The sequence below is a fragment of the Scatolibacter rhodanostii genome, from assembly GCF_900197595.1.
GTDB classification, from domain to species: Bacteria; Bacillota; Clostridia; order Oscillospirales; family Acutalibacteraceae; genus Scatolibacter; species Scatolibacter rhodanostii.
Map to the genome: position 1 here is coordinate 590,605 of NZ_FZLO01000002.1, position 20,049 is coordinate 610,653.

At 38.2% G+C, this 20,049-nt stretch carries 16 protein-coding genes and 2 tRNA genes; 17 read left to right on the forward strand and 1 reads right to left on the reverse strand.

Features of this window, described 5'->3' with window-relative positions:
• The first annotated feature begins 42 nt into the window (after positions 1-42).
• From CS931_RS07355 to CS931_RS07430, 17 genes are all read left to right on the forward strand, one after another.
• Positions 43-1,083, forward strand: a complete 1,041-nt coding sequence (locus tag CS931_RS07355; protein WP_099205108.1) for an oligosaccharide repeat unit polymerase — start codon at positions 43-45, stop codon at positions 1,081-1,083.
• 239 nt (positions 1,084-1,322) lie between these two features.
• A complete protein-coding gene (gyrB, locus tag CS931_RS07360; RefSeq protein ID WP_099205109.1) occupies positions 1,323-3,269 on the forward strand; it encodes a DNA topoisomerase (ATP-hydrolyzing) subunit B in 1,947 nt (648 codons plus the stop codon).
• Positions 3,270-3,280: 11 nt separating this feature from the next.
• On the forward strand, positions 3,281-3,769 hold the full coding sequence (locus CS931_RS07365) for a hypothetical protein (protein WP_099205110.1): 489 nt from the start codon (positions 3,281-3,283) through the stop codon (positions 3,767-3,769).
• Positions 3,770-3,796: 27 nt separating this feature from the next.
• Positions 3,797-6,400, forward strand: a complete 2,604-nt coding sequence (gyrA, locus tag CS931_RS07370; RefSeq protein ID WP_200814959.1) for a DNA gyrase subunit A — start codon at positions 3,797-3,799, stop codon at positions 6,398-6,400.
• A gap of 129 nt (positions 6,401-6,529) precedes the next feature.
• Complete coding sequence (gene mnmE, locus CS931_RS07375) at positions 6,530-7,891, forward strand: tRNA uridine-5-carboxymethylaminomethyl(34) synthesis GTPase MnmE (protein ID WP_099205111.1); 1,362 nt, start codon at positions 6,530-6,532, stop codon at positions 7,889-7,891.
• Positions 7,892-8,000: 109 nt separating this feature from the next.
• On the forward strand, positions 8,001-9,887 hold the full coding sequence (gene mnmG / locus CS931_RS07380) for a tRNA uridine-5-carboxymethylaminomethyl(34) synthesis enzyme MnmG (RefSeq protein ID WP_099205112.1): 1,887 nt from the start codon (positions 8,001-8,003) through the stop codon (positions 9,885-9,887).
• Position 9,888: 1 nt separating this feature from the next.
• Positions 9,889-10,602 carry a 16S rRNA (guanine(527)-N(7))-methyltransferase RsmG gene (gene rsmG, locus CS931_RS07385; protein WP_099205113.1) on the forward strand — a complete coding sequence of 238 codons (714 nt, stop codon included), beginning with the start codon at positions 9,889-9,891 and terminating at the stop codon, positions 10,600-10,602.
• Positions 10,603-10,678: 76 nt separating this feature from the next.
• Positions 10,679-11,479, forward strand: coding sequence for a ParB/RepB/Spo0J family partition protein (locus tag CS931_RS07390; protein WP_099205114.1), 801 nt, complete (start codon positions 10,679-10,681; stop codon positions 11,477-11,479).
• Between the two features lie 187 nt (positions 11,480-11,666).
• Positions 11,667-12,431 carry a ParA family protein gene (locus CS931_RS07395; RefSeq protein WP_099205115.1) on the forward strand — a complete coding sequence of 255 codons (765 nt, stop codon included), beginning with the start codon at positions 11,667-11,669 and terminating at the stop codon, positions 12,429-12,431.
• A gap of 21 nt (positions 12,432-12,452) precedes the next feature.
• Positions 12,453-13,298, forward strand: coding sequence for a ParB/RepB/Spo0J family partition protein (locus CS931_RS07400; protein WP_099205116.1), 846 nt, complete (start codon positions 12,453-12,455; stop codon positions 13,296-13,298).
• Positions 13,299-13,365: 67 nt separating this feature from the next.
• Positions 13,366-14,652, forward strand: a complete 1,287-nt coding sequence (serS, locus tag CS931_RS07405) for a serine--tRNA ligase (protein WP_099205117.1) — start codon at positions 13,366-13,368, stop codon at positions 14,650-14,652.
• A 274-nt stretch (positions 14,653-14,926) separates the two neighbouring features.
• Positions 14,927-16,414: an IMP dehydrogenase gene (gene guaB / locus CS931_RS07410; protein WP_099205156.1), complete on the forward strand. Its 1,488-nt coding sequence runs from the start codon at positions 14,927-14,929 to the stop codon at positions 16,412-16,414.
• A gap of 436 nt (positions 16,415-16,850) precedes the next feature.
• Positions 16,851-16,927 (forward strand) — tRNA-Met (locus CS931_RS07415).
• A 5-nt stretch (positions 16,928-16,932) separates the two neighbouring features.
• A tRNA-Glu gene (locus CS931_RS07420) sits at positions 16,933-17,007 on the forward strand.
• Positions 17,008-17,106: 99 nt separating this feature from the next.
• Positions 17,107-17,658 carry a hypothetical protein gene (locus CS931_RS07425; RefSeq protein ID WP_099205118.1) on the forward strand — a complete coding sequence of 184 codons (552 nt, stop codon included), beginning with the start codon at positions 17,107-17,109 and terminating at the stop codon, positions 17,656-17,658.
• Between the two features lie 280 nt (positions 17,659-17,938).
• Positions 17,939-18,097: a hypothetical protein gene (locus CS931_RS12810; RefSeq protein WP_200814960.1), complete on the forward strand. Its 159-nt coding sequence runs from the start codon at positions 17,939-17,941 to the stop codon at positions 18,095-18,097.
• Between the two features lies 1 nt (position 18,098).
• Positions 18,099-18,758 carry a lactate utilization protein gene (locus CS931_RS07430; RefSeq protein WP_099205119.1) on the forward strand — a complete coding sequence of 220 codons (660 nt, stop codon included), beginning with the start codon at positions 18,099-18,101 and terminating at the stop codon, positions 18,756-18,758.
• Positions 18,759-18,947: 189 nt separating this feature from the next.
• Here the strand turns inward: CS931_RS07430 and sleB are convergent, their stop codons facing one another.
• The gene (gene sleB, locus CS931_RS07435; protein ID WP_099205120.1) at positions 18,948-19,667 is read right to left on the reverse strand and encodes a spore cortex-lytic enzyme; all 720 of its coding nucleotides are present in this window, start codon (positions 19,665-19,667) and stop codon (positions 18,948-18,950) included.
• Between the last annotated feature and the right edge of the window lie 382 nt (positions 19,668-20,049).

Here is a 20,049-nt window from a genome sequence, read left to right on the forward strand (position 1 = left end):
AGTGACTGATTTATCGTTATAACCGCCGTTTGGAGGAATAAAATGCAGTATTTTGGTGTGCCTAAATGTCCATATTGCGGAAAAAGAGTGAATACTATTCGCCGTTGGTCATTGAAAAAAGAAGGGGAATATAAATGTCCTCGGTGCAGTGGGATTTCTAATATTTTTTTGTCGCCGCTAGTTTATGTTTTAGCCGTTCTAGCGATTTTTTCTAGTGTTGTAATCTATTTTTACTATAAATTTATTATGAGTAGTATGTCATGGAAAACAATGATTTGGGTGGGAATTCCTTTTGCTATATTCTTTTTATTGAGCCTTTTCTTACCTTACTTGGAAAAACCGGTTATCAAGAGAGCGCCCGTCAAAAATAAAGCGCCACGTGGCAATGTACCTATGAGGCCACAATCAGGAACACTCCCTGCAATACCAACGAATTTTTCTGAAGATGATTATATGCCAAGAATTGAAAATCAAAATCAGCCTGCTTATTTAGAAGCACAGCAAATTAGAAAAAATGATACGGGGATATTAGGGCAGACTACTGAATTTAGATCCTCTGCGCAGTTGGCTGCAAGAAAAGAACCGATTAGAGAAAATCAGAATTTACAAAATACAGCGATGTACTCGTCTGTTCGCCCTCCTGTTAAACAAGAGGTACAGCAAAGAAGACCATTAGATGTGCCAATGGGTGTACCAACAGGAACAATACCGCCAAAAACAGCAGCGCCTAGAACAAGAATGGGAGATTCTTTTCAATCACCAGGTACTGTAAATCCAGGGATACAACCAAGAAGACCTTCTAGCCCACCGAATAGCAGAGTGAATTTATCTCGGGAAACATCACAGCATATTGCTTCGCCAAATACAGTTCCAAAATCTGCTGATTTAGTGAATGCTAAAATAGCACCTAGAAAAGCACCTGAAGTCCCTCCGAAAAATGTGGTTCAAAATACAGAAAAAGATTACTTTGAGTCGAAAAATCAAACAAATGAAGCTTTTTCTTTGAATGCAAACCGTGAAAAGAAAGTCGAAGCAGTTGAAATTCCCAAGGATTTCTTCTCTAAAAACAAAAAAGACAAATAAAAAGCAAATAATCAAAAACAGTTCCTCTCACGCTTTATTTTTAAAAAATAGACTTGAGGGGACTTTTTATATGCCAAACAGTAAAAAAATTAAAATAGAGGCCTCTATAGCTGATTTAATCAATACTTTCTATTTACAGAAAGTCAAAAATATGATACAATGTGAATATAAAAAGACAATGTTGTTGTTGTGCAAGAATTAGAAGATTATGTAAACTTAGTTTATGTTGGAGGGTCACCTTGGAGCTAAACGAAATTTCAAAAGTAGATCAGGCATATGATGGAGATCAAATACAAGTACTAGAAGGGCTTGAAGCTGTTAGAAAGCGCCCTGGTATGTATATTGGTTCAACAGGTCCCAGAGGACTTCATCATCTTGTATATGAGATTGTAGATAATGCGATTGATGAAGCGCTAGCAGGATTTTGTGATAAAATTGTTGTGAAAATCCTTCCTGGCGATATTATTTATGTATCGGATAATGGTAGAGGTATTCCGGTAGGAATTCAGTCTAAAACAGGGTTACCGGCTGTCACTGTGGTTTTCACAATTTTGCACGCCGGCGGCAAATTTGGTGGCGGAAGCTATAAGGTTTCCGGTGGTTTGCATGGTGTGGGTGCTTCTGTTGTGAATGCACTGTCTGAATGGCTGGAAGTCGAGGTAGTGAGCGACGGCCGGCTTTATTATCAGCGTTTTGAACGTGGAAAAACCATGACCGAGCTTGAAGATAGAGGTCCTGTTACAGATGGTCGTGAAAGTGGATCTACTGTGTTATTCAAACCCGATGCTAAAATCTTCAAAGAAACGACAGTCTATGAATATGAAATTTTGGAAAAGAGACTTCGTGAACAAGCTTTCTTGAATGGTGGCATTCGCATTCAATTGATTGACGAGAGAAATGAAGCGGAGATTGTAGATAATGAATTCCATTATGAGGGTGGAATTAGCAGTTTTGTTGAGTATCTCAATCAAAAAATGGCAGTTGAAGTGGTACACCCTGAGATTATTCATGTAGAAGCAGAAGCTGCTGATCATAATGCTACTGCTGAAATTGCCATGCAATATACGGATAGTTTTAATGAAAGATTGCTTTCTTTTGCTAATAATATTCATACCGTAGATGGCGGTACACACGAAGATGGATTTAAGCGAGCTTTAACAAGAGTTCTCAATGACTATGCCAGAAAATATAATATTCTAAAAGATAATGATAAAAATCTTTCTGGAGAAGATGTAAGAGAAGGCCTCACTTGTGTTATCAGCGTTAAGCTGAAAGAAGCACAGTTTGAAGGCCAGACCAAAGCAAAGCTAGGTAACACTGAAATTGCTTCTTTGGTTAGTGGAATGCTGTCTGATAAATTGATGACATTTTTAGAAGAAAATCCTGCTTCGGCTCGTGCTATTTTTGATAAAGCGTTGGCAGCTTCACGTGCTAGAGAAGCGGCTAGAAAAGCGAGAGATTTAGCAAGACGCAAAACTGCATTAGAAAATTCAACGCTTCCCGGTAAATTGGCAGATTGTATTTCTCGTGAGATTGACAAAACTGAAATTTATATTGTTGAGGGTGACTCTGCAGCGGGTTCTGCTAAAAATGGACGTGACAGAAATTTTCAGGCTATTTTGCCACTATGGGGTAAAATGCTGAACGTGGAAAAATCACGTTTGGATAAAGTATATGGGAATGATAAATTAATGCCTGTTATTACAGCTGTTGGCTGTGGACTTGGCGACGAATTTGATTTGACAAAATTGCGCTATGGCAAAATTATTGTCATGGCCGATGCTGACGTCGACGGCGCTCATATCCGTACCTTGCTTTTGACTTTCTTTTTTCGTTTTATGCGTCCCCTTGTAGAAGAAGGACATATTTATTTAGCTTGTCCTCCTCTTTTTAGAGTGAGCAAAGGTAAACGGCATGTGTATGCTTATGATGATGCAGAGCGAGATAAAATTATGGCTGAATTTGGTTCTGGTTATGATATTCAGCGCTATAAAGGTCTTGGTGAAATGGACGCTGAACAGCTTTGGGAGACGACAATGAATCCTGAAACTCGTTTGATGAAGAAAGTTGAAATTGACGATGCTGTTGCAGCGGATGAGACTTTTTCCATTTTAATGGGTGATAAAGTAGAACCTCGTCGCTTATTTATTGAGAAAAATGCCAAGTATGCAGAATTTGATGTATAGAGGTAGAATATATGCCTGCTTATGAAGAAATTTCTTATACACTTGCAGAAGACGAGATTGTTAAAGCTTTAAAAATTTCGGGCTATTATTCTTATGGCAGCAAGAAAATGATGATACAAACTATCCTTTTAGGGGTAATGTTTATTTTCTTTCTTATTAATTTTTTTCTAAACTACGAGTGGTTCAATTTGGCAATGGCGATTGTATGTGTAATTGTAACTGGATTTCTCTATTTATTGCCTATTTTTGATATGAAAAAGAATGCTAAATTAGCAGAGAAAAAAATAAGATTTCGCTTATATCCTACGGCTATTTATTATTATGGGCCGGAACACACACTAGAAATTTCGTTGAAACAGGCTAAAATAAAAATAAGCAATAAAAATGAAATGATTGCGATTATGCCACAGGAGAGTGGCTTGTTATCAATTCCCTTTAGATGCCTGCCAAAGGAAAGAAAGGCAAAGATTCTGCATGATTTGCTGCAATATGCCGACTGAAGTTAGAAAGTCTCCACGGGGGTTAATATGAGTTTAGATCATACCAATGACAACAATGAAACAAATGAAAATATGACAGGCAAGCTGCAAATTGTTAACTTGAAAAAGGAAATGGAAAAGTCTTTTATTGACTATTCTATGGCCGTTATTGTTTCTCGTGCTTTGCCTGATGTACGTGACGGTTTAAAGCCCGTTCACAGAAGAATTCTTTATACAATGTATGAAAATTCTTTGTGGCCGGAAAAGCCATATCGTAAATGTGCCACAACGGTTGGTGCTGTTTTAGGTAGCTATCACCCTCACGGTGATGCCTCTGTGTATGACGCACTGGTACGTTTGGCACAAGATTTTTCTATGCGCTATATGCTGGTAGACGGCCACGGAAACTTTGGTTCAGTGGATGGTGACCCGCCGGCTGCCTACCGTTATACAGAAGCAAGAATGAGCAAGCTTGCTGTTGATATGCTGACGGATATCGATAAAAAAACGGTAGACTACAAACCAAACTTTGATGATCAAAAGCAAGAACCAGTGGTTTTGCCAACGCACTATCCGAACCTGCTTGTCAATGGGTCAACCGGTATTGCAGTTGGTATGGCGACCAATATTCCCCCTCATAACATGGGAGAAGTCATCGATGGGCTTTGCTGTTTAATTGATAATCCTGAAGCCACACTAGATGACCTTATGGAGCATATTAAAGGACCTGACTTCCCGACAGCCGGTATGATTATGGGCCGCAAAGGGATTCGTGCTGCTTATGCAACCGGACGTGGAAAAGTGACGCTTCGTGCCAGAGCAGAGATTGTTGAGGATGAAAAAACAGGGCGCTCTAAAATTATTGTCAGCGAAATTCCATATCAAGTAAATAAAGCCAGATTGATTGAAAATATCAGTGATTTGGTCAAAGACAAGAGAATTGACGGTATTTCAGGTATTAATGACCACTCTGACCGAAACGGTATGCACATTGTTATTGATATAAAGAGAGATGCCGCACCGCAAATTGTGCTAAACTATCTTTATTCCTATACACAGATGCAGACAACATTTGGCGTTATTATGCTGGCGATTGTAGATGGCGAGCCAAAAACCTTGAATCTCACGGAGATTTTGCAGGAATATATTAAATTCCAGCTTGATGTTGTCAAGCGCAGAACTGAATTCGACCTCAAGAAAGCACAAGAAAGAGCTCATATCTTAGAAGCTTTGATGAAGGCATTAGATTTCATTGATGAAGTTATTGCCCTCTTAAGAGCCTCGAAAACAATTCCAGAAGGTAAAGAAGCACTCATGAATCGTTTTGATTTTGATGATGTGCAGGCACAAGCTATCGTGCAAATGCGTTTTGGACAGTTGACTGGTTTAGAAAAAACTAAATTAGAAGACGAACTCGGGGCACTGAAAATTAAAATTGAAGATTTTCTTGATATATTAGGAAATGAATTGCGCCGTCTTGCCATTGTAAAAGACGAAGCAATTGCTATTAAGAATAAATATAATGACGACAGAAGAACAGAAATTATGGCTGTCAGTGGTGAAGTAGACATTGAAGATTTGATTCCGGTAGAAGAATGTGTGCTTACGCTTACTAATTTTGGCTACGTCAAACGTCAAAAGATGGATACCTACAAGACACAAAAACGTGGCGGACGTGGTGTATCGGCTATGGCAAGACGTGAAGAAGACATTGCTACAGAAATGTTTGTCATCAGCACGCATGATTATGTTATGTTTTTCTCTACAACAGGTCGTGTTTATAAGCTGAAATGCTATGAAATACCCGAGGGTTCACGAACCAGCCGAGGTATGAATATCATGAATCTGTTGCCGTTAGAACCAAATGAACAGATTACTTCGATGATTCGTGTCTCTGAATTTGAAGAAGATAAATTCTTAGTGATGGTTACAAAAAATGGTATTATTAAGCGTACCAAGCTTTCGGCTTTTGATACAGCAAGAAAAGGCGGTTTAATTGCCATTAATCTGGATGAGGGTGATGTTCTTAGCTGGGTTAGAATGACGGATGGTGACAATAAGCTGATGGTAGCGACCAAAGAAGGTATGGCGATTGCCTTTGACGAGAATGATGTGCGTGAAATTGGCAGAACCGGACGTGGTGTAAAAGCTTTGACACTCAAAGAAGATGACTTTGTCATTGGAATGTCTGTTTTACGCGAAGGTGGTTATGTACTAACTGTATCAGAAACAGGTAATGGACGCCTTTCTCAGCAGTCTGACTACCGTATTCAAAGCAGAGGCGGTAAGGGTCTTAAAAACTATCACGTCGACCGTTATGGCAAAGTAGCGGCTATTCAAGTCGTTGATTTAGATGATGATATTATTTTGATTTCAGAGAATGGTATCATTATACGAATTGCGGCTGAATCAATTCGTATCTGCGCAAGACCGAGCAAAGGTGTTAAGGTTATGCGAATTGAAGACGGAAACCGTGTTGTCACGTTGGCACGTGCTCCTCATGAAGAAGATGAGGTAGACGAAGTAGAAATAGAAGATGACGGTTCTTGTGAAGAGGGTTGCGATGATGATGAAGTCATTGAAGGATCTACTACACTTGAAGCAGAAATCGTTGATAATGCAGAAGAAAATACGCAAGAAGACGAAGAATAAGTAAGATTTGAATGCGCAGACAAGCTTTCTAAAAAGGGAGCAGTTTGCGCATTCCTAGAGTTTAAAATAAAACGCGCTATAGTGAATATGATTCACTATAGTTTTTATATGAGATAGGAAGTGAAAATAATGACAATTGCAGCTATTTCAACAGCAGCAGCTCCAGGTGGTATAGGCATTGTAAGAATATCGGGTAAGCAGGCAAGAGAGATTGCTGACCAGGTTTTTCAAGCTAAAAATGGGCGAAAAACAAAAGAAATGAAAGGCTATACAGCTGCCTTTGGAGAAGCATTTACAAAAGATGGTGAAAAGATAGATGATGCTGTGGCACTGGTGTTTTCAGCGCCTAAGAGTTATACAGGAGAAGATACGGTTGAGCTTTCTTGTCATGGGGGATTATATGTCACCCAGAAGCTTTTGCAGTCGGTAGTGTCAGCTGGTGCAGTATTAGCTGAAAAGGGTGAATTCACTAAAAGAGCATTTCTAAATGGTAAAATGGATTTAGCACAAGCAGAAGCTGTTATGCAGTTAATTAGCGCCAATGGAGAACAAGCTGCTAAAGCTGCTGTTGCTGGAAATAGTGGCGCTCTTTCTCATAAAATAGCGGATATGAAATCTAGATTAACAGATATGGCGGCTCATCTTTCTGTATGGGCTGATTTTCCTGATGATGACGTACCGCAGGTGGACGAAAAAAAGCTTCATGAAGATTTGCATATTGTAGAAAAGGCACTGACCGATTTATTAAATAGCTTTGATCAAGGTAAGATGATGAGAGAGGGTGTGTCAGTTGTCATTGCCGGACGCACCAATGCAGGAAAATCAACTTTGATGAATTTACTCTCTGGCTGTGAACGATCTATTGTGACGCATTTTGAGGGTACTACGCGCGATGTTGTGGAAGAATCGGTTATGTTGGGTGGGATTCCGCTTAAATTAGCTGATACAGCGGGAATTCGTGAAACAGAGGATCCTGTAGAGCAAATTGGGGTTAGTCTTTCAAAAGAGAAGATAAAATCTGCGCAATTGATTCTAGCTGTATTTGATATTTCAAGGCCGCTGGAAGAAAGTGAATGGGAATGGATGGAGCAGCTGGATAGTCGCCATGTTATTGCCATTTTGAATAAGACCGATTTAGAAAGACAAGCTAATGTAGAAAAGATTATTGAAAAATTTCCTCATTATGTTTATTTGTCGGCAGCGCAAGGAAATGGGCTTGTAGATTTAGAAAAAATATTAGCAAAGGTGCTGCAAACAGAAGATTATGATCCGCTTAGTGGTATTTTATATACAGAAAGACAGCGTGCTGATACAGAAAGAGCCTTGATTGCTGTTCGTGAAGCCATATCGGCCTATGAATCAGGTTTAACGCTAGATGCTGTTACGATTTGTGTGGAAGACTCATTGACTGCTCTTTGCGAATTAACAGGTGAAAATGTATCTGAAAGTGTGATTAGTGAAGTGTTTGAACAATTTTGCGTAGGAAAATAGGGTAATAACGTGGACGAATTGTCATAGGCAAATGGGCGAATAAGGGGTCTATTAAGCGTATGTATCTCGATGTGTTAGCGGTGATTCGCCGCCGGGAGGATGAAGAAGTATGGAATATTATCAGGCAGAAAACTTTGATGTTGCTGTTATTGGAGCAGGTCATGCTGGTGTTGAAGCAGGACTCGCTTCTGCTCGTTTAGGATGTAAAACAGCTGTGTTTACGATTAATCTAGATGCTGTTGGAAACTGTCCTTGCAATCCAAGTATTGGAGGAACAGCAAAAGGTCATTTAGTCAGAGAGATTGATGCGCTTGGCGGAGAAATGGGCAAGACAGCTGATAAGACGATGATTCAGAGTCGAATGCTGAATAGAGGGAAAGGGCCTGCAGTTCACTCTTTACGAGCTCAAATTGACCGTGTAGCCTATCAAAAAGTAATGAAACATAAACTTGAAACCTGTAAAAATCTGATTTTAAAGCAAGCAGAAATTATTGATTTACAGCGAAAAGACGAAAACTGGGAAATAACGACACGGTTGGGTGCAAAACACGAAGTAAAGGCTGTTATTATTGCAACAGGTACATTTTTGGGTGGACGTATTTTTATTGGAGATGTATCTTATAACAGTGGCCCAGATGGTATGTTTCCTGCATTTTTCTTGACAGATTCTCTTGAAAAACTAGGTGTTTCATTAAGACGTTTTAAAACAGGAACACCGGCAAGGGTGCTTCGCTCTTCGATTGACTTTACGAATTTAGAAGTGCAAGAAGGTGATGAACCAATTGTACCTTTTTCTTATGAAACAAAAGAAAAGCTAGAAAATAAAGATGTTTGTCATATTAGTTGGACAAATGATAAAACAAAAGAGATTATTCAAAAGAATATACATCGTTCTCCTCTTTATGGCGGTATGATAGAGGGGGTAGGCCCTCGTTATTGTCCAAGCTTGGAAGATAAGATTATGCGTTTTGCAGACAAAAAACGGCATCAGCTTTTTATTGAGCCTTGTGGACTGGATACAGAGGAAATGTATCTACAGGGCATGAGCTCATCTTTACCAGAAGATGTTCAAATTCAGTTTTATCGAACAATAGCCGGTCTTGAAAATGTAGAAATTATGAGAACGGCCTATGCAATTGAATATGATTGTGCTGATCCACTGCAATTATTATCTACGCTTGAATTTATGGATTTACCAGGTTTGTATGGAGCCGGACAGTTTAATGGAAGCTCTGGTTATGAAGAGGCTGCGGCACAAGGATTGGTTGCCGGCATTAACGCAGCACTAAAAATTCAGGGAAGAGAACCTCTCATTTTAGATCGCTCTAGCTCGTACATTGGTACATTAATTGATGATTTGATTACAAAGGGTGTTAGCGATCCTTATCGCATGATGACATCTCGTTCAGAATATCGCTTGATTTTGAGACAAGATAATGCAGATGAGAGACTCACGCCTATTGGTCATGAAATTGGTTTAATTAAAGATGGACGCTGGCAAGAGTTTGAGTTAAAAATGCAACAAAAGCAGGAAGAACTGAAACGAACTCAAAAAGTTGTCTTTTCTCCCTCAGATGAATTAAATGATATTTTGGTTTCACGTGAAACATCGGCAGTTATTACTGGAATCAAACTTTGTGATCTTTTAAAAAGACCGCAAATTTCATATGGCAATTTAACAATATTAGATGAAACAAGACCAGACTATCCAGAAGAAATTTTTGAGAGTGTTGAGGTTGAACTCAAATATGAGGGATATATTAAAAGACAAAAAGCTGATATTGCCGAAATGCAACGCCTTGAAGTAAAAAAACTTGAAATTGACTTTGATTATTCTGTCATTAAAGGGCTGCGCTTAGAAGCTATTGAAAAACTAAACAAGATTCATCCAGAAAACATAGGACAGGCTAGTCGTATATCAGGTGTTAGCCCTGCTGATATTTCTATTTTATTGATATGGCTTGCCACTAGAAAACATGAAAAGGGAAACTCTTAACATGGAAGACATCAGAAAACAAATAGTAGATTTATTTACACAAGAAGATATAGAAATTTCAGATAAACAAGTAGAACAATTTCAGACCTATTATGAAGTTCTATTGGATTGGAATAACAAAATTAATTTGACTTCTATAGTAGAATCTGTTAAAATTATTGAAAAGCACTTTCTTGATAGTGTTATAATCTTAAAGAAAGTCAAATTGGATAAAGGTATTTCTTTGGTTGACGTAGGGACAGGTGCGGGATTTCCTGGTATTCCCCTCAAAATTATGCGACCAGATATTGAACTCACCTTAATGGATAGTTTAAATAAACGAGTTGTATTTTTAGAGGCGCTTTGCGAAGCTTTGCAAATAGAAGCAGATAGTATACACATTCGTGCAGAAGATGCGGGGAGAGACCCTGTGTATCGTGAGTCTTTTGATGTGGCAACTGCGAGAGCTGTTGCTAATATGAATATTCTCTCTGAATATTGTTTACCTTTGGTAAGGAAAAACGGAATTTTTATTGCCATGAAAGGACCTAATTTAGAGGATGAATTAGATTCTGCTAAAAGAATGATTGCAGAGCTTGGTGCAAAAACGCAGAAGGTAGAAAACTTCTCGTTGCCGTGTGGTGATGAAAGAACACTGGTAGTGATTCAAAAAAAAGAGAAGACTTCCCCTAAGTATCCGCGACACAGTAGTATTATTTCTAAAAAAAAGTCATGAATTAATTTTTTGCCGACAGCTTACAACAAAACATGCACTCGCCTAATGTTAGAATAACACTAAAGGAGGCGCAACCATGTTTTTTAAGGAGAAGTTGAAACTTGTTACACTGCCAGTTGAAAAAATATTGCCGAATCCGTCCCAACCCCGCAAGTATTTTTCAGCGGACGAGCTTTCCGGTCTGGCGGAAAGTATAAAGGAAAACGGGTTGCTTCAGCCGGTTACAGTGCGAAAGGATGAAGGACAATATTATTTAATTGCTGGTGAAAGACGTTTAAGAGCAACAAAACTAGCTGGCCTAACAGAAATCACAGCAATCATATCTGAATTTTCACAGGAAGAAAGCGCCGTTTTAGCGTTACTTGAAAATATTCAAAGGCAAAATCTAAATATTTTTGAGCAAGCAAATGCAATAGCAAGTTTATTGTCAGAATGGGATATCAAACAAGAAGAAGCAGCTAGGCGTCTTGGCATGAGTCAATCTTACTTGGCTAACAAACTTCGCTTGTTAAGATTAAACCCTAAAGAGCAAGCAGATATATTAAAGTTTAATCTGACTGAAAGACATGCTAGAGCACTTCTGAAAATTACTGATGCTGAATCGAGAGCAAAAGTGCTTGAAACTGTGATTGAACGCAGATTTAATGTTGCGCAAACAGAAGATTTTATTGAATCCATCTTATCGGAGAAAAAGAAGAAGAAAAAACCAATGCGAACTTTTATAGCTAAAGATGTTCGCTTGTTTATTAATACAATTGACCATGCCGTAATAGCGATGAAAACGGCAGGCATTGAAGCACAATCGGAACGAATTGAAACTGAAGAGTATATTCAGTGCACCGTTCGCATTCCGAAATTAAACAGATTACAAGTTTAACCCATTCCCTTATTCATTTCCCATTGAAAGGACAGTTGTCATTTGACAGCTGTCTTTTCTTATCAAAACAAAATGTTTCACGTGAAACATTTAAAAGTTTGTAGCAAGAACACTTTTTTTTTAGAGTGAGTTGTGGTATGATAATAAACATAAGAAATAGATGTTTCATAAGAAAAGGAATGATTCAATGGGCAAAATCATTGCAGTGGCCAATCAAAAGGGTGGTGTAGGAAAAACAACGACAGCTGTCAGCTTGTCTGCCGCTCTTGGAGGAATGGGAAAGAAAACACTTTTAGTCGATATTGACCCTCAAGGTAATTCTACCAGCGGTGTAGGGGTAGATCGCCGCGGAAAAAATAACACCGTTTATGAAGTTATGATTGATGGCGCGAAAATAGAAGAGGCTATTGTTAAGACTGAATTTAAAAAGCTGGATGTTTTGCCGTCTAATATTAATCTTGCCGGTGCTGAAATTGAATTAGTTTCTTTGGAGAATAGGGAAGAAGTGTTAAAAAAAGCGCTTTCTGCTGTTCGTGCCGATTATGATTTTATATTGATTGATTGCCCTCCGTCTTTGGGATTAATCACAACCAATGCACTGAATGCTGCTGATACCATTTTAATTCCGATTCAATGTGAATATTATGCCCTAGAAGGTCTTTCGCAGTTAATGAATACAGTGCGTCTGATCAAAAGGCAATATAATGAGATGTTAGAAATAGAGGGTGTTTTGCTCACCATGTATGACGGCAGATTGAATCTGACTCAACAAGTGGTGGGAGAAGTGAAAAAATATTTTCCGCGTAAAGTATTTAAGACAGTTATTCCTCGTACGGTCCGATTATCAGAAGCACCTGGTTTTGGACAACCAGTCTTATACTATGATAAATCATCTAAAGGCGCTGAAACCTATAATGATTTAGCAAAAGAAATAATAAAAAATAACAAATAATTGATTAAAGGATGGAGTTAGATGAAGAAGAGAGGTCTTGGCAAAGGGCTTGATGCTATTTTTGCAGAAAACGTGTCTACATCTGAAACCCCGATTACGATTAAAATAAATGAAATAGAGCCAAATCGAGAACAACCCAGAAAAGAATTTGATAGCGAAGCTTTAGCAGAACTTGCTGATTCTATTGCGCAACATGGTATTTTACAGCCAATGTTGCTTCGCCCCATGCTCAGTGGGGGTTACCGCATTGTAGCCGGTGAAAGAAGATGGCGTGCTGCTCGAATGGCGGGCCTAACAGAAGTTCCGGCTGTTGTAAGAGATATGAGTGACAGTGATGAAATGCTGTTTGCTTTAATTGAAAACTTGCAGCGAGAGGATTTATCAGCTCTTGAAGAAGCAAAAGGGTATAAAACGTTAATGGAAACACAGAATTTTACGCAAGAAGATGTTTCTAAGACGATTGGGAAATCACGGCCCGCAATTACTAATGCGCTTCGCTTGTTAAATCTCCCCGAGGATATTCAAAGAATGCTAGAAAGTGGTTTGATTACGGCAGGACACGCTCGCACACTTTTAAGCTTTTCTGATGAATCAAAAATGAGAGAGGCGGCTAAAAAAGCTGCTGAAGGCATGTCTGTTAGAGAACTTGAGAAGTTAGCACAAAATTGGCAAGAAGAAGAAAAAAAAGAAAAACCGATTTCTTTGCAGAGAAAATATTATGAAGAAACCCAACTGGCACTAAATGCTTATTTAGGCAGAAAAGTAAAGGTGTCGGGAACAAAGAAAAAGGGATTGCTTCAGATTGAATTTTATGGCGAAGAAGATTTAGAAAGTCTAATTGATGAATTAAAGCTGAGAGATCAATAGATAAATGCAATAAAAAGAAAATTTTAGGCAAATGAGCAAACTACCAAGAAAGGTATGGTCAATAGGTATGTTAGATATTAAATTAGTTCGTACGAATCCAGAGCTTGTAAAAGCCAATATGGAGAAAAAGTTTCAGCACAATAAATTGTCTTTGGTTGATGAAGTGATTGAGTTGGATAAAAAATTCAGAGAATCAAAGGGTAGAGGGGACGAACTTCGTGCGTTGAGAAATACCGTCAGCAAAGAAATTGGTGCTTTGATGGGAAAAGGACTCAAGGACGAAGCTGAAGCAGCTAAAAAGAAAGTAACAGACATCGCAGACGAATTAAAAGCAATGGAAGTACAAGAAGAAGAACTGGCAGCACAAATCCGTGAGAAAATGCTGGTGATTCCGAATATTATTGATGATTCTGTACCAATTGGTAAAGATGACAGTGAGAATGTAGAAGTAGAGCGATTTGGAGAGCCAATTGTTCCTGATTTTGAAGTGCCATATCATACAGATATTATGGACCGTTTTGAGGGAATTGACCTTGACAGTGCTCGCAAAACCAGTGGAAATGGCTTTTACTATCTTTGCGGAGATATAGCTAGACTTCATTCTGCCATTTTGTCTTATGCTCGTGACTTTATGATAGATAAAGGTTTTACGTATTGTGTACCTCCTTTTATGATTCGCAGTGAAGTGGTTACTGGTGTTATGAGTTTTTCTGAAATGGAAAATATGATGTATAAAATAGAAGGAGAAGACCTCTATTTAATCGGCACAAGTGAACATTCTATGATTGGTAGATACATTGATACGATTACAGCAGAAGAAAAAATTCCGCTTGCCCTAACCAGTTATTCTCCGTGCTTTAGAAAAGAAGTGGGGGCACATGGCATTGAAGAACGTGGTGTCTACCGTATTCATCAGTTTGAGAAACAAGAAATGGTTGTTGTTTGTAAACCAGAAGACAGCATGAACTGGTTCCATCAGCTTTATAAGCATACTGTAGATCTATTCCGTTCTATGGATATTCCTGTTAGAACACTAGAGTGCTGTTCAGGTGATTTAGCTGACCTTAAAGTGAAAAGTATTGACGTAGAGGCCTGGTCACCAAGACAGCAGAAATACTTTGAGGTAGGTAGCTGTTCAAATCTAGGAGATGCACAAGCACGTCGCTTGGGTATTCGTATTAAGGGAAGTGAGGGGAATTATTTTGCCCACACGCTAAACAATACCGTGGTAGCTCCTCCCAGAATGCTGATTTGCTATTTAGAGAATAACCTGTTGGAAGACGGCAGCGTGAAAATTCCTGAACCGCTTAGAATGTATATGGGTGGCAAGGATAGAATTGTGCCTAAAGTTTAAATAAATAAGCTGTCCTGAAGATTTCTTTAGGGCAGCTTTTTAATATATAAAAAAGTGAAATTTTGGCATAAAATAGCCGAAAAATAGCATACAAAGCAATTGAAAACGAAATGTTTTTAGTGAAAACGCTAAACCTATTTACAACCCTGAAATCTATCTTGTAAAAGAGATTTGAGAGTGTTATAATTATCGACTATAAATCAAAAAAGCTTTCTTTTACAATTCAATTCATAATAACAATATAATGTATAAATAGAAGGAGAGAGTGGAAAAAATGCTGAATACCAATTATGCTGGAAAATTTGTCAAAGAGGGACTAACTTATGACGATGTGTTGCTGATTCCCGCTGAATCACACATTTTGCCGGCTCAAGTTAACTTTGGCACTAATCTAACTAAAAAGATTCGATTGAATTCACCGATTATGACAGCCGCAATGGACACAGTAACGGAAGCTGATATGGCCATTGCAATTGCCCGTGAAGGTGGAATCGGAATGATTCACAAGAACATGTCGATTGAAAATCAGGCAGATCAGGTAGATCGTGTAAAACGTTCTGAGAATGGTGTTATTGTCAATCCTTTCTTCTTAGCACCGGACAACCTTGTGCGTGAAGCTGATGAAATTATGGCACGTTACAAAATTTCAGGAGTCCCGATTTGTGAAAATGATGTTTTAGTGGGTATTATCACAAACCGAGATATGAGATTTATGACAGAGAATGATTTTGAACAGCCAATTCGTGGTGTCATGACAAAAGAGAATCTGATTACAGCACCTGTTGGCACAACACTTGCTGAAGCACAAACAATTCTTCGTAAATATAAAATAGAAAAGCTTCCTATTGTTGATGAGAAGGGCAGACTAAAAGGTCTGATTACCATCAAAGATATTGAAAAAGCAGTTCGCTATCCGCTTTCTGCAAGAGACGCAGGCGGTCGTTTGCTTTGTGGAGCAGCCATTGGGGCTACTGGAGATGTGTTGGAGCGTGTAGCAGCTCTTGTAGAAGCACAAGTTGACGTAGTTGGTCTTGATTCAGCCCATGGACACCATGAAGATATCATTAAGGCAGTTGCTAAAATAAAGAAAGCTTACCCAGACTTGCAGGTAATTGCCGGTAATATTGCCACAGCAGAAGCAGCTAAGGCGTTAATAGAAGCTGGCGCAGACTGCCTAAAAGTTGGTATCGGCCCTGGTTCAATCTGTACGACTCGAGTAGTCGCTGGAATTGGTGTTCCACAGATTACAGCAGTATATGACGCCGCATGTGAAGCTTCTAAATATGGTATTCCTGTTATTGCCGATGGCGGCATTAAATTTAGCGGTGATATTGTAAAAGCCTTAGCAGCTGGTGCTAGTGCTGTTATGCTAGGATCTTTGGTGGCAGGCTGTAAAGAAGCACCAGGTGAATATGAACTTTATCAAGGCAGACAATTTAAAGTTTATCGTGGTATGGGCAGTATGGGTGCTATGTCACAGGCTCACGGCAGTGGAGACAGATACTTTCAGGCAGAGCAGAAAAAGCACGTGCCAGAGGGTGTTGAGGGAAGAGTTCCTTATAAGGGTCCTCTTGCTGATACTATTTTCCAAATGCTTGGCGGACTCCGTTCCGGCATGGGTTACACAGGCTGTGCTAGTATAGAAGAATTGCATGAAAAAGCACAGTTTGTTCGTATCACGGGTGCAGGTCTAAAAGAAAGTCATCCACATGATATTCAAATTACAAAAGAAGCACCGAACTATTCTTTTAATCCAGAATAATTTAAATAATATAAAGAAGGAAGATTTGGCTTTTGCTGAATCTTCTTTCTTTATATTATAGGATTATTATAGAATTGAAGTAGCGGTTTTTCTTTCAACACAATTAAGCGGTAATGTTGAAAGAAAAAGAATAAGACAGCATATACAAGAGAGACTAATCGCTATAAGCTAAGTTTATTGTATCTACAAGAATGATAGAAATACAATCGTTACAGTAAGGTTGCATTTTAGTTTTATTTCTGATAAACTGTTTAGGTCAGTTGGAAAAGCAATTTTGATGTTAGATTTGTTTGTAAGTTTGTCTCATTTTAGATCTAAAAAACAAAATAAAAAAATCAATAAAAATTTTTAGAAAAACTGTTGACAAATAAAGGGACATGCATTATACTAGTTAATGCTCTGCTAGATATGGCGAGCAAAGGGGCAACCTTAATATGGCGGCATAGCTCAGCTGGCTAGAGCATTCGGTTCATACCCGAACGGTCGATGGTTCAAGTCCATTTGCCGCTACCAATTGAGGCCCGGTGGTCAAGCGGTTAAGACACCGCCCTTTCACGGCGGTAACACGAGTTCGATTCTCGTCCGGGTCACCACAACCCAAAGGGACGTTGGTCCTCGCAAAAGCGAGGCTCAGCGTCCATTTTCTTATTAAAATAAAAATGAAACTGCCCCAAGCCGAAAGGAGTTTCTTTATGAAAAAAATTGCTGTGTTAATTACGTCATTAATATTGGTGTTTACATTAACAGGCTGTATGCCAACAAATAGAAATAGTGCAAATGCGACAGCAAGTGTAGATTTAGTTTTGCCTACCAAAGCAGGAGAGGCAAGCGGACAGGAAGAAATCGACCTTCCAAAAATCTCTGACACAGATTTTAAAGATGATATGGCGGGGCTTTGTGAATATCTAGAGAAGACCTATTCAGTGGCTGATGAAAAAGCACAAATGTCGTATGATGTTATTGAAGCAAAAGACGGTTACCGTTATTTATTCCGTTATAACAAGAGTACCGTGCAGATTGAAGTATATGAATTTGATTTAGAGAATTTAACAGAAGAAGCTAAAACGAATCTTGAAAATGTAAAAGCAAACGGTAAATTGAAGGTTATTGAAAAAGAAGTGGATGCGGTTCTCAGTAACAGCGGAAAATATGTGATGATTTATCAAGATCAAAGCAAAGAAGAAGCAAACGCAGTTCAAAAAGAAAGAGTTATCGATCTTTTCAAGACTTTTCACCAAGCATAATAAATGAATAATAAAGAAGCACACAGCAAACGAGCTGTGTGCTTCTTTGATATTAGTAGGTAATTTTTACTTCTGTTGTATCTATTGCTGCAACAGATTATAATGATAAACGTATATCGAATAGAAAAGAAAGTATAATTTCTTAATAAGCGAGTAAGATGGAGTCTAGATAGAAATTGTTTGCAAAGTGTTTAAATGCAATAAAGTGAAAGAATTAATAAAGTAAAGAAAATATTAAATACCAATAAAGATTTGGTATAAGCAAGAAAAGGTGTATGAGATGGAAAAAGAAGAAAAAGATTTTAAAATAAAGGGAATATGTCCATGTAAAAAGGAAAAGTGTGAGCGGCACGGAAAATGTGGAGAATGTGTAGACTTTCATAAGACATCAATTTATAAACCATATTGTATGAGAAAAAAAGCACAGAAGGGAAAATAAGATGAACCAAAAGTCTAAATCAACTGATATAGTGAAGTTAGAAGAGGTAGCAAAAGTTTTGGAAAAAAACAACTTTACAACTCATATGGCCAAAGACAAAAAAGAAGCTAAAGATATCATACGCTCTCTATTAAAGAAAGGTGATGTTATTTCAAGTGGTGGTTCAGTCACTTTGGAGCAGATTGGAATTAAAGAACTGTTAGCAAGTGGCGAATATGAGTGGTTAGATAAAGAAAATAAAAAAAGTGAGCGAGTAGCTTTTTATCAAAAAGCACAGAATTGTGATATGTATCTCACAAGCAGCAATGCAATAACTGAGAGCGGCGAGCTTTATAATGTAGATGGTTTTGGTAATAGAGTAGCTGTTTTCAGCTTTGGTCCTAAAAAGGTTATTGTAGTGGCGGGAATCAATAAAATAGTAAAAAATATAGAAGAGGCGGTTAGGAGAGTAAAAACAATTGCAGCGCCGTATAACTGCATGAGACTAAAGAAGAATACACCGTGTGCCCAAAAAGGCCAATGCATAGCAGTGAATGGGAATATGACAGAGGGATGCCAATCTCCAGATAGAATCTGTCGGCATTATGTGATTACTTCTAATCAGAGAAATGACTTAAAGCGTATTGAAATTATATTAGTTGGGGAAGAGCTAGGATACTAAGAGAATCATTGCAATAAAAAAAGAAGGATTAATGAAATCCCTCTTTCTATATTATGGTTTATCATGTGAGTCTTACATTCAATAACGTTGTTTTGTATAAGAATGAGAAAAAGGAAAGAAACTATTTCATTTCTTTAATTCAGTGAAGACGTATAGTGTATTGAATACAGGTAAATAAAATTAGTGATTTTAAGAACAAAAACGGTGGGCTCCAATTACAGTAATGATAGGGCGAGAGAAAATCCATTTGTTAGTAGACTTAACAGGGTTATAATAATAGATAGCACCACCTGAAGGGTCAGAACCGTTTATAGCTTCACGAACAGCCTTGTAGGCAGAATCAGCAACTGCTGCGTTAATACCGCCATCATTAAGGCAGGAGAAGGCACCAGGTTGATAGATAACACCAGAAAGCGTGTTAGGGAATGAAGGGTGTGACACACGGTTAAGGATAACGGCAGCAACAGCAACTTGTCCTTGATAAGGTTCGCCTCGAGATTCGGCAGAAACGACTTGCGCAAATAAGTTAAATTCACTTTCGCTGTAACCGCCATATCCACCAGAGCTGCCAGATGAATTAGAAGAACCAGATGAACTGCTCATACCTAATGCAGAAAGAGTAGCATTGCCGACTACGCCGTCAGCAGTCAGGTTGTTTTTCTTTTGAAAGCTAATAACAGCCTTTTTAGTTTCGCTGCCAAATATACCGTCTACGCTTCCAGAGTAGTAACCCCAGTTTTTGAGTTTTGTTTGTATTTGAGTAACCTCAGTACCACTAGAGCCTTCTTTAGAGAGAGCTTCTACAGGGCTGCTGTTGACAACAATAACAATCATTAATACATTTACAAGTGAAACAACAAAAATCTTCCAGAGATATGTTAGTCCTTTTTTACATCTTGCGGATTTCATGATAATCCCTCCTTATATAACAACAGATTGCCCCGCACTTATATAAGAATATGCAAGGAAAAATCTTGATATTAAAAATAATTTTTGAAAAAAAGTATAATTTTCTAAAAAAATCGTAAGATAGATAACGAAAAAGAAGTAGCGTATAGATGGCTTTGAATAGTAAAAAGAAGGTATATCAGGTAATAATAGCTACAAATCAATTTAAAATAGATGTAAAACAGGCTATAAATTACTGTAGAAGAATAAATCGACAAAAACCGAAAACTTTTTCAAAAAAAGTGTTGACAAAAGGGAATAGGCATGGTATTATAGTCAAGCACTCGAGAGAAACGACAAAAACGAAACGACAAAAGAAAGCCGAAAACACTAGATAAAACCT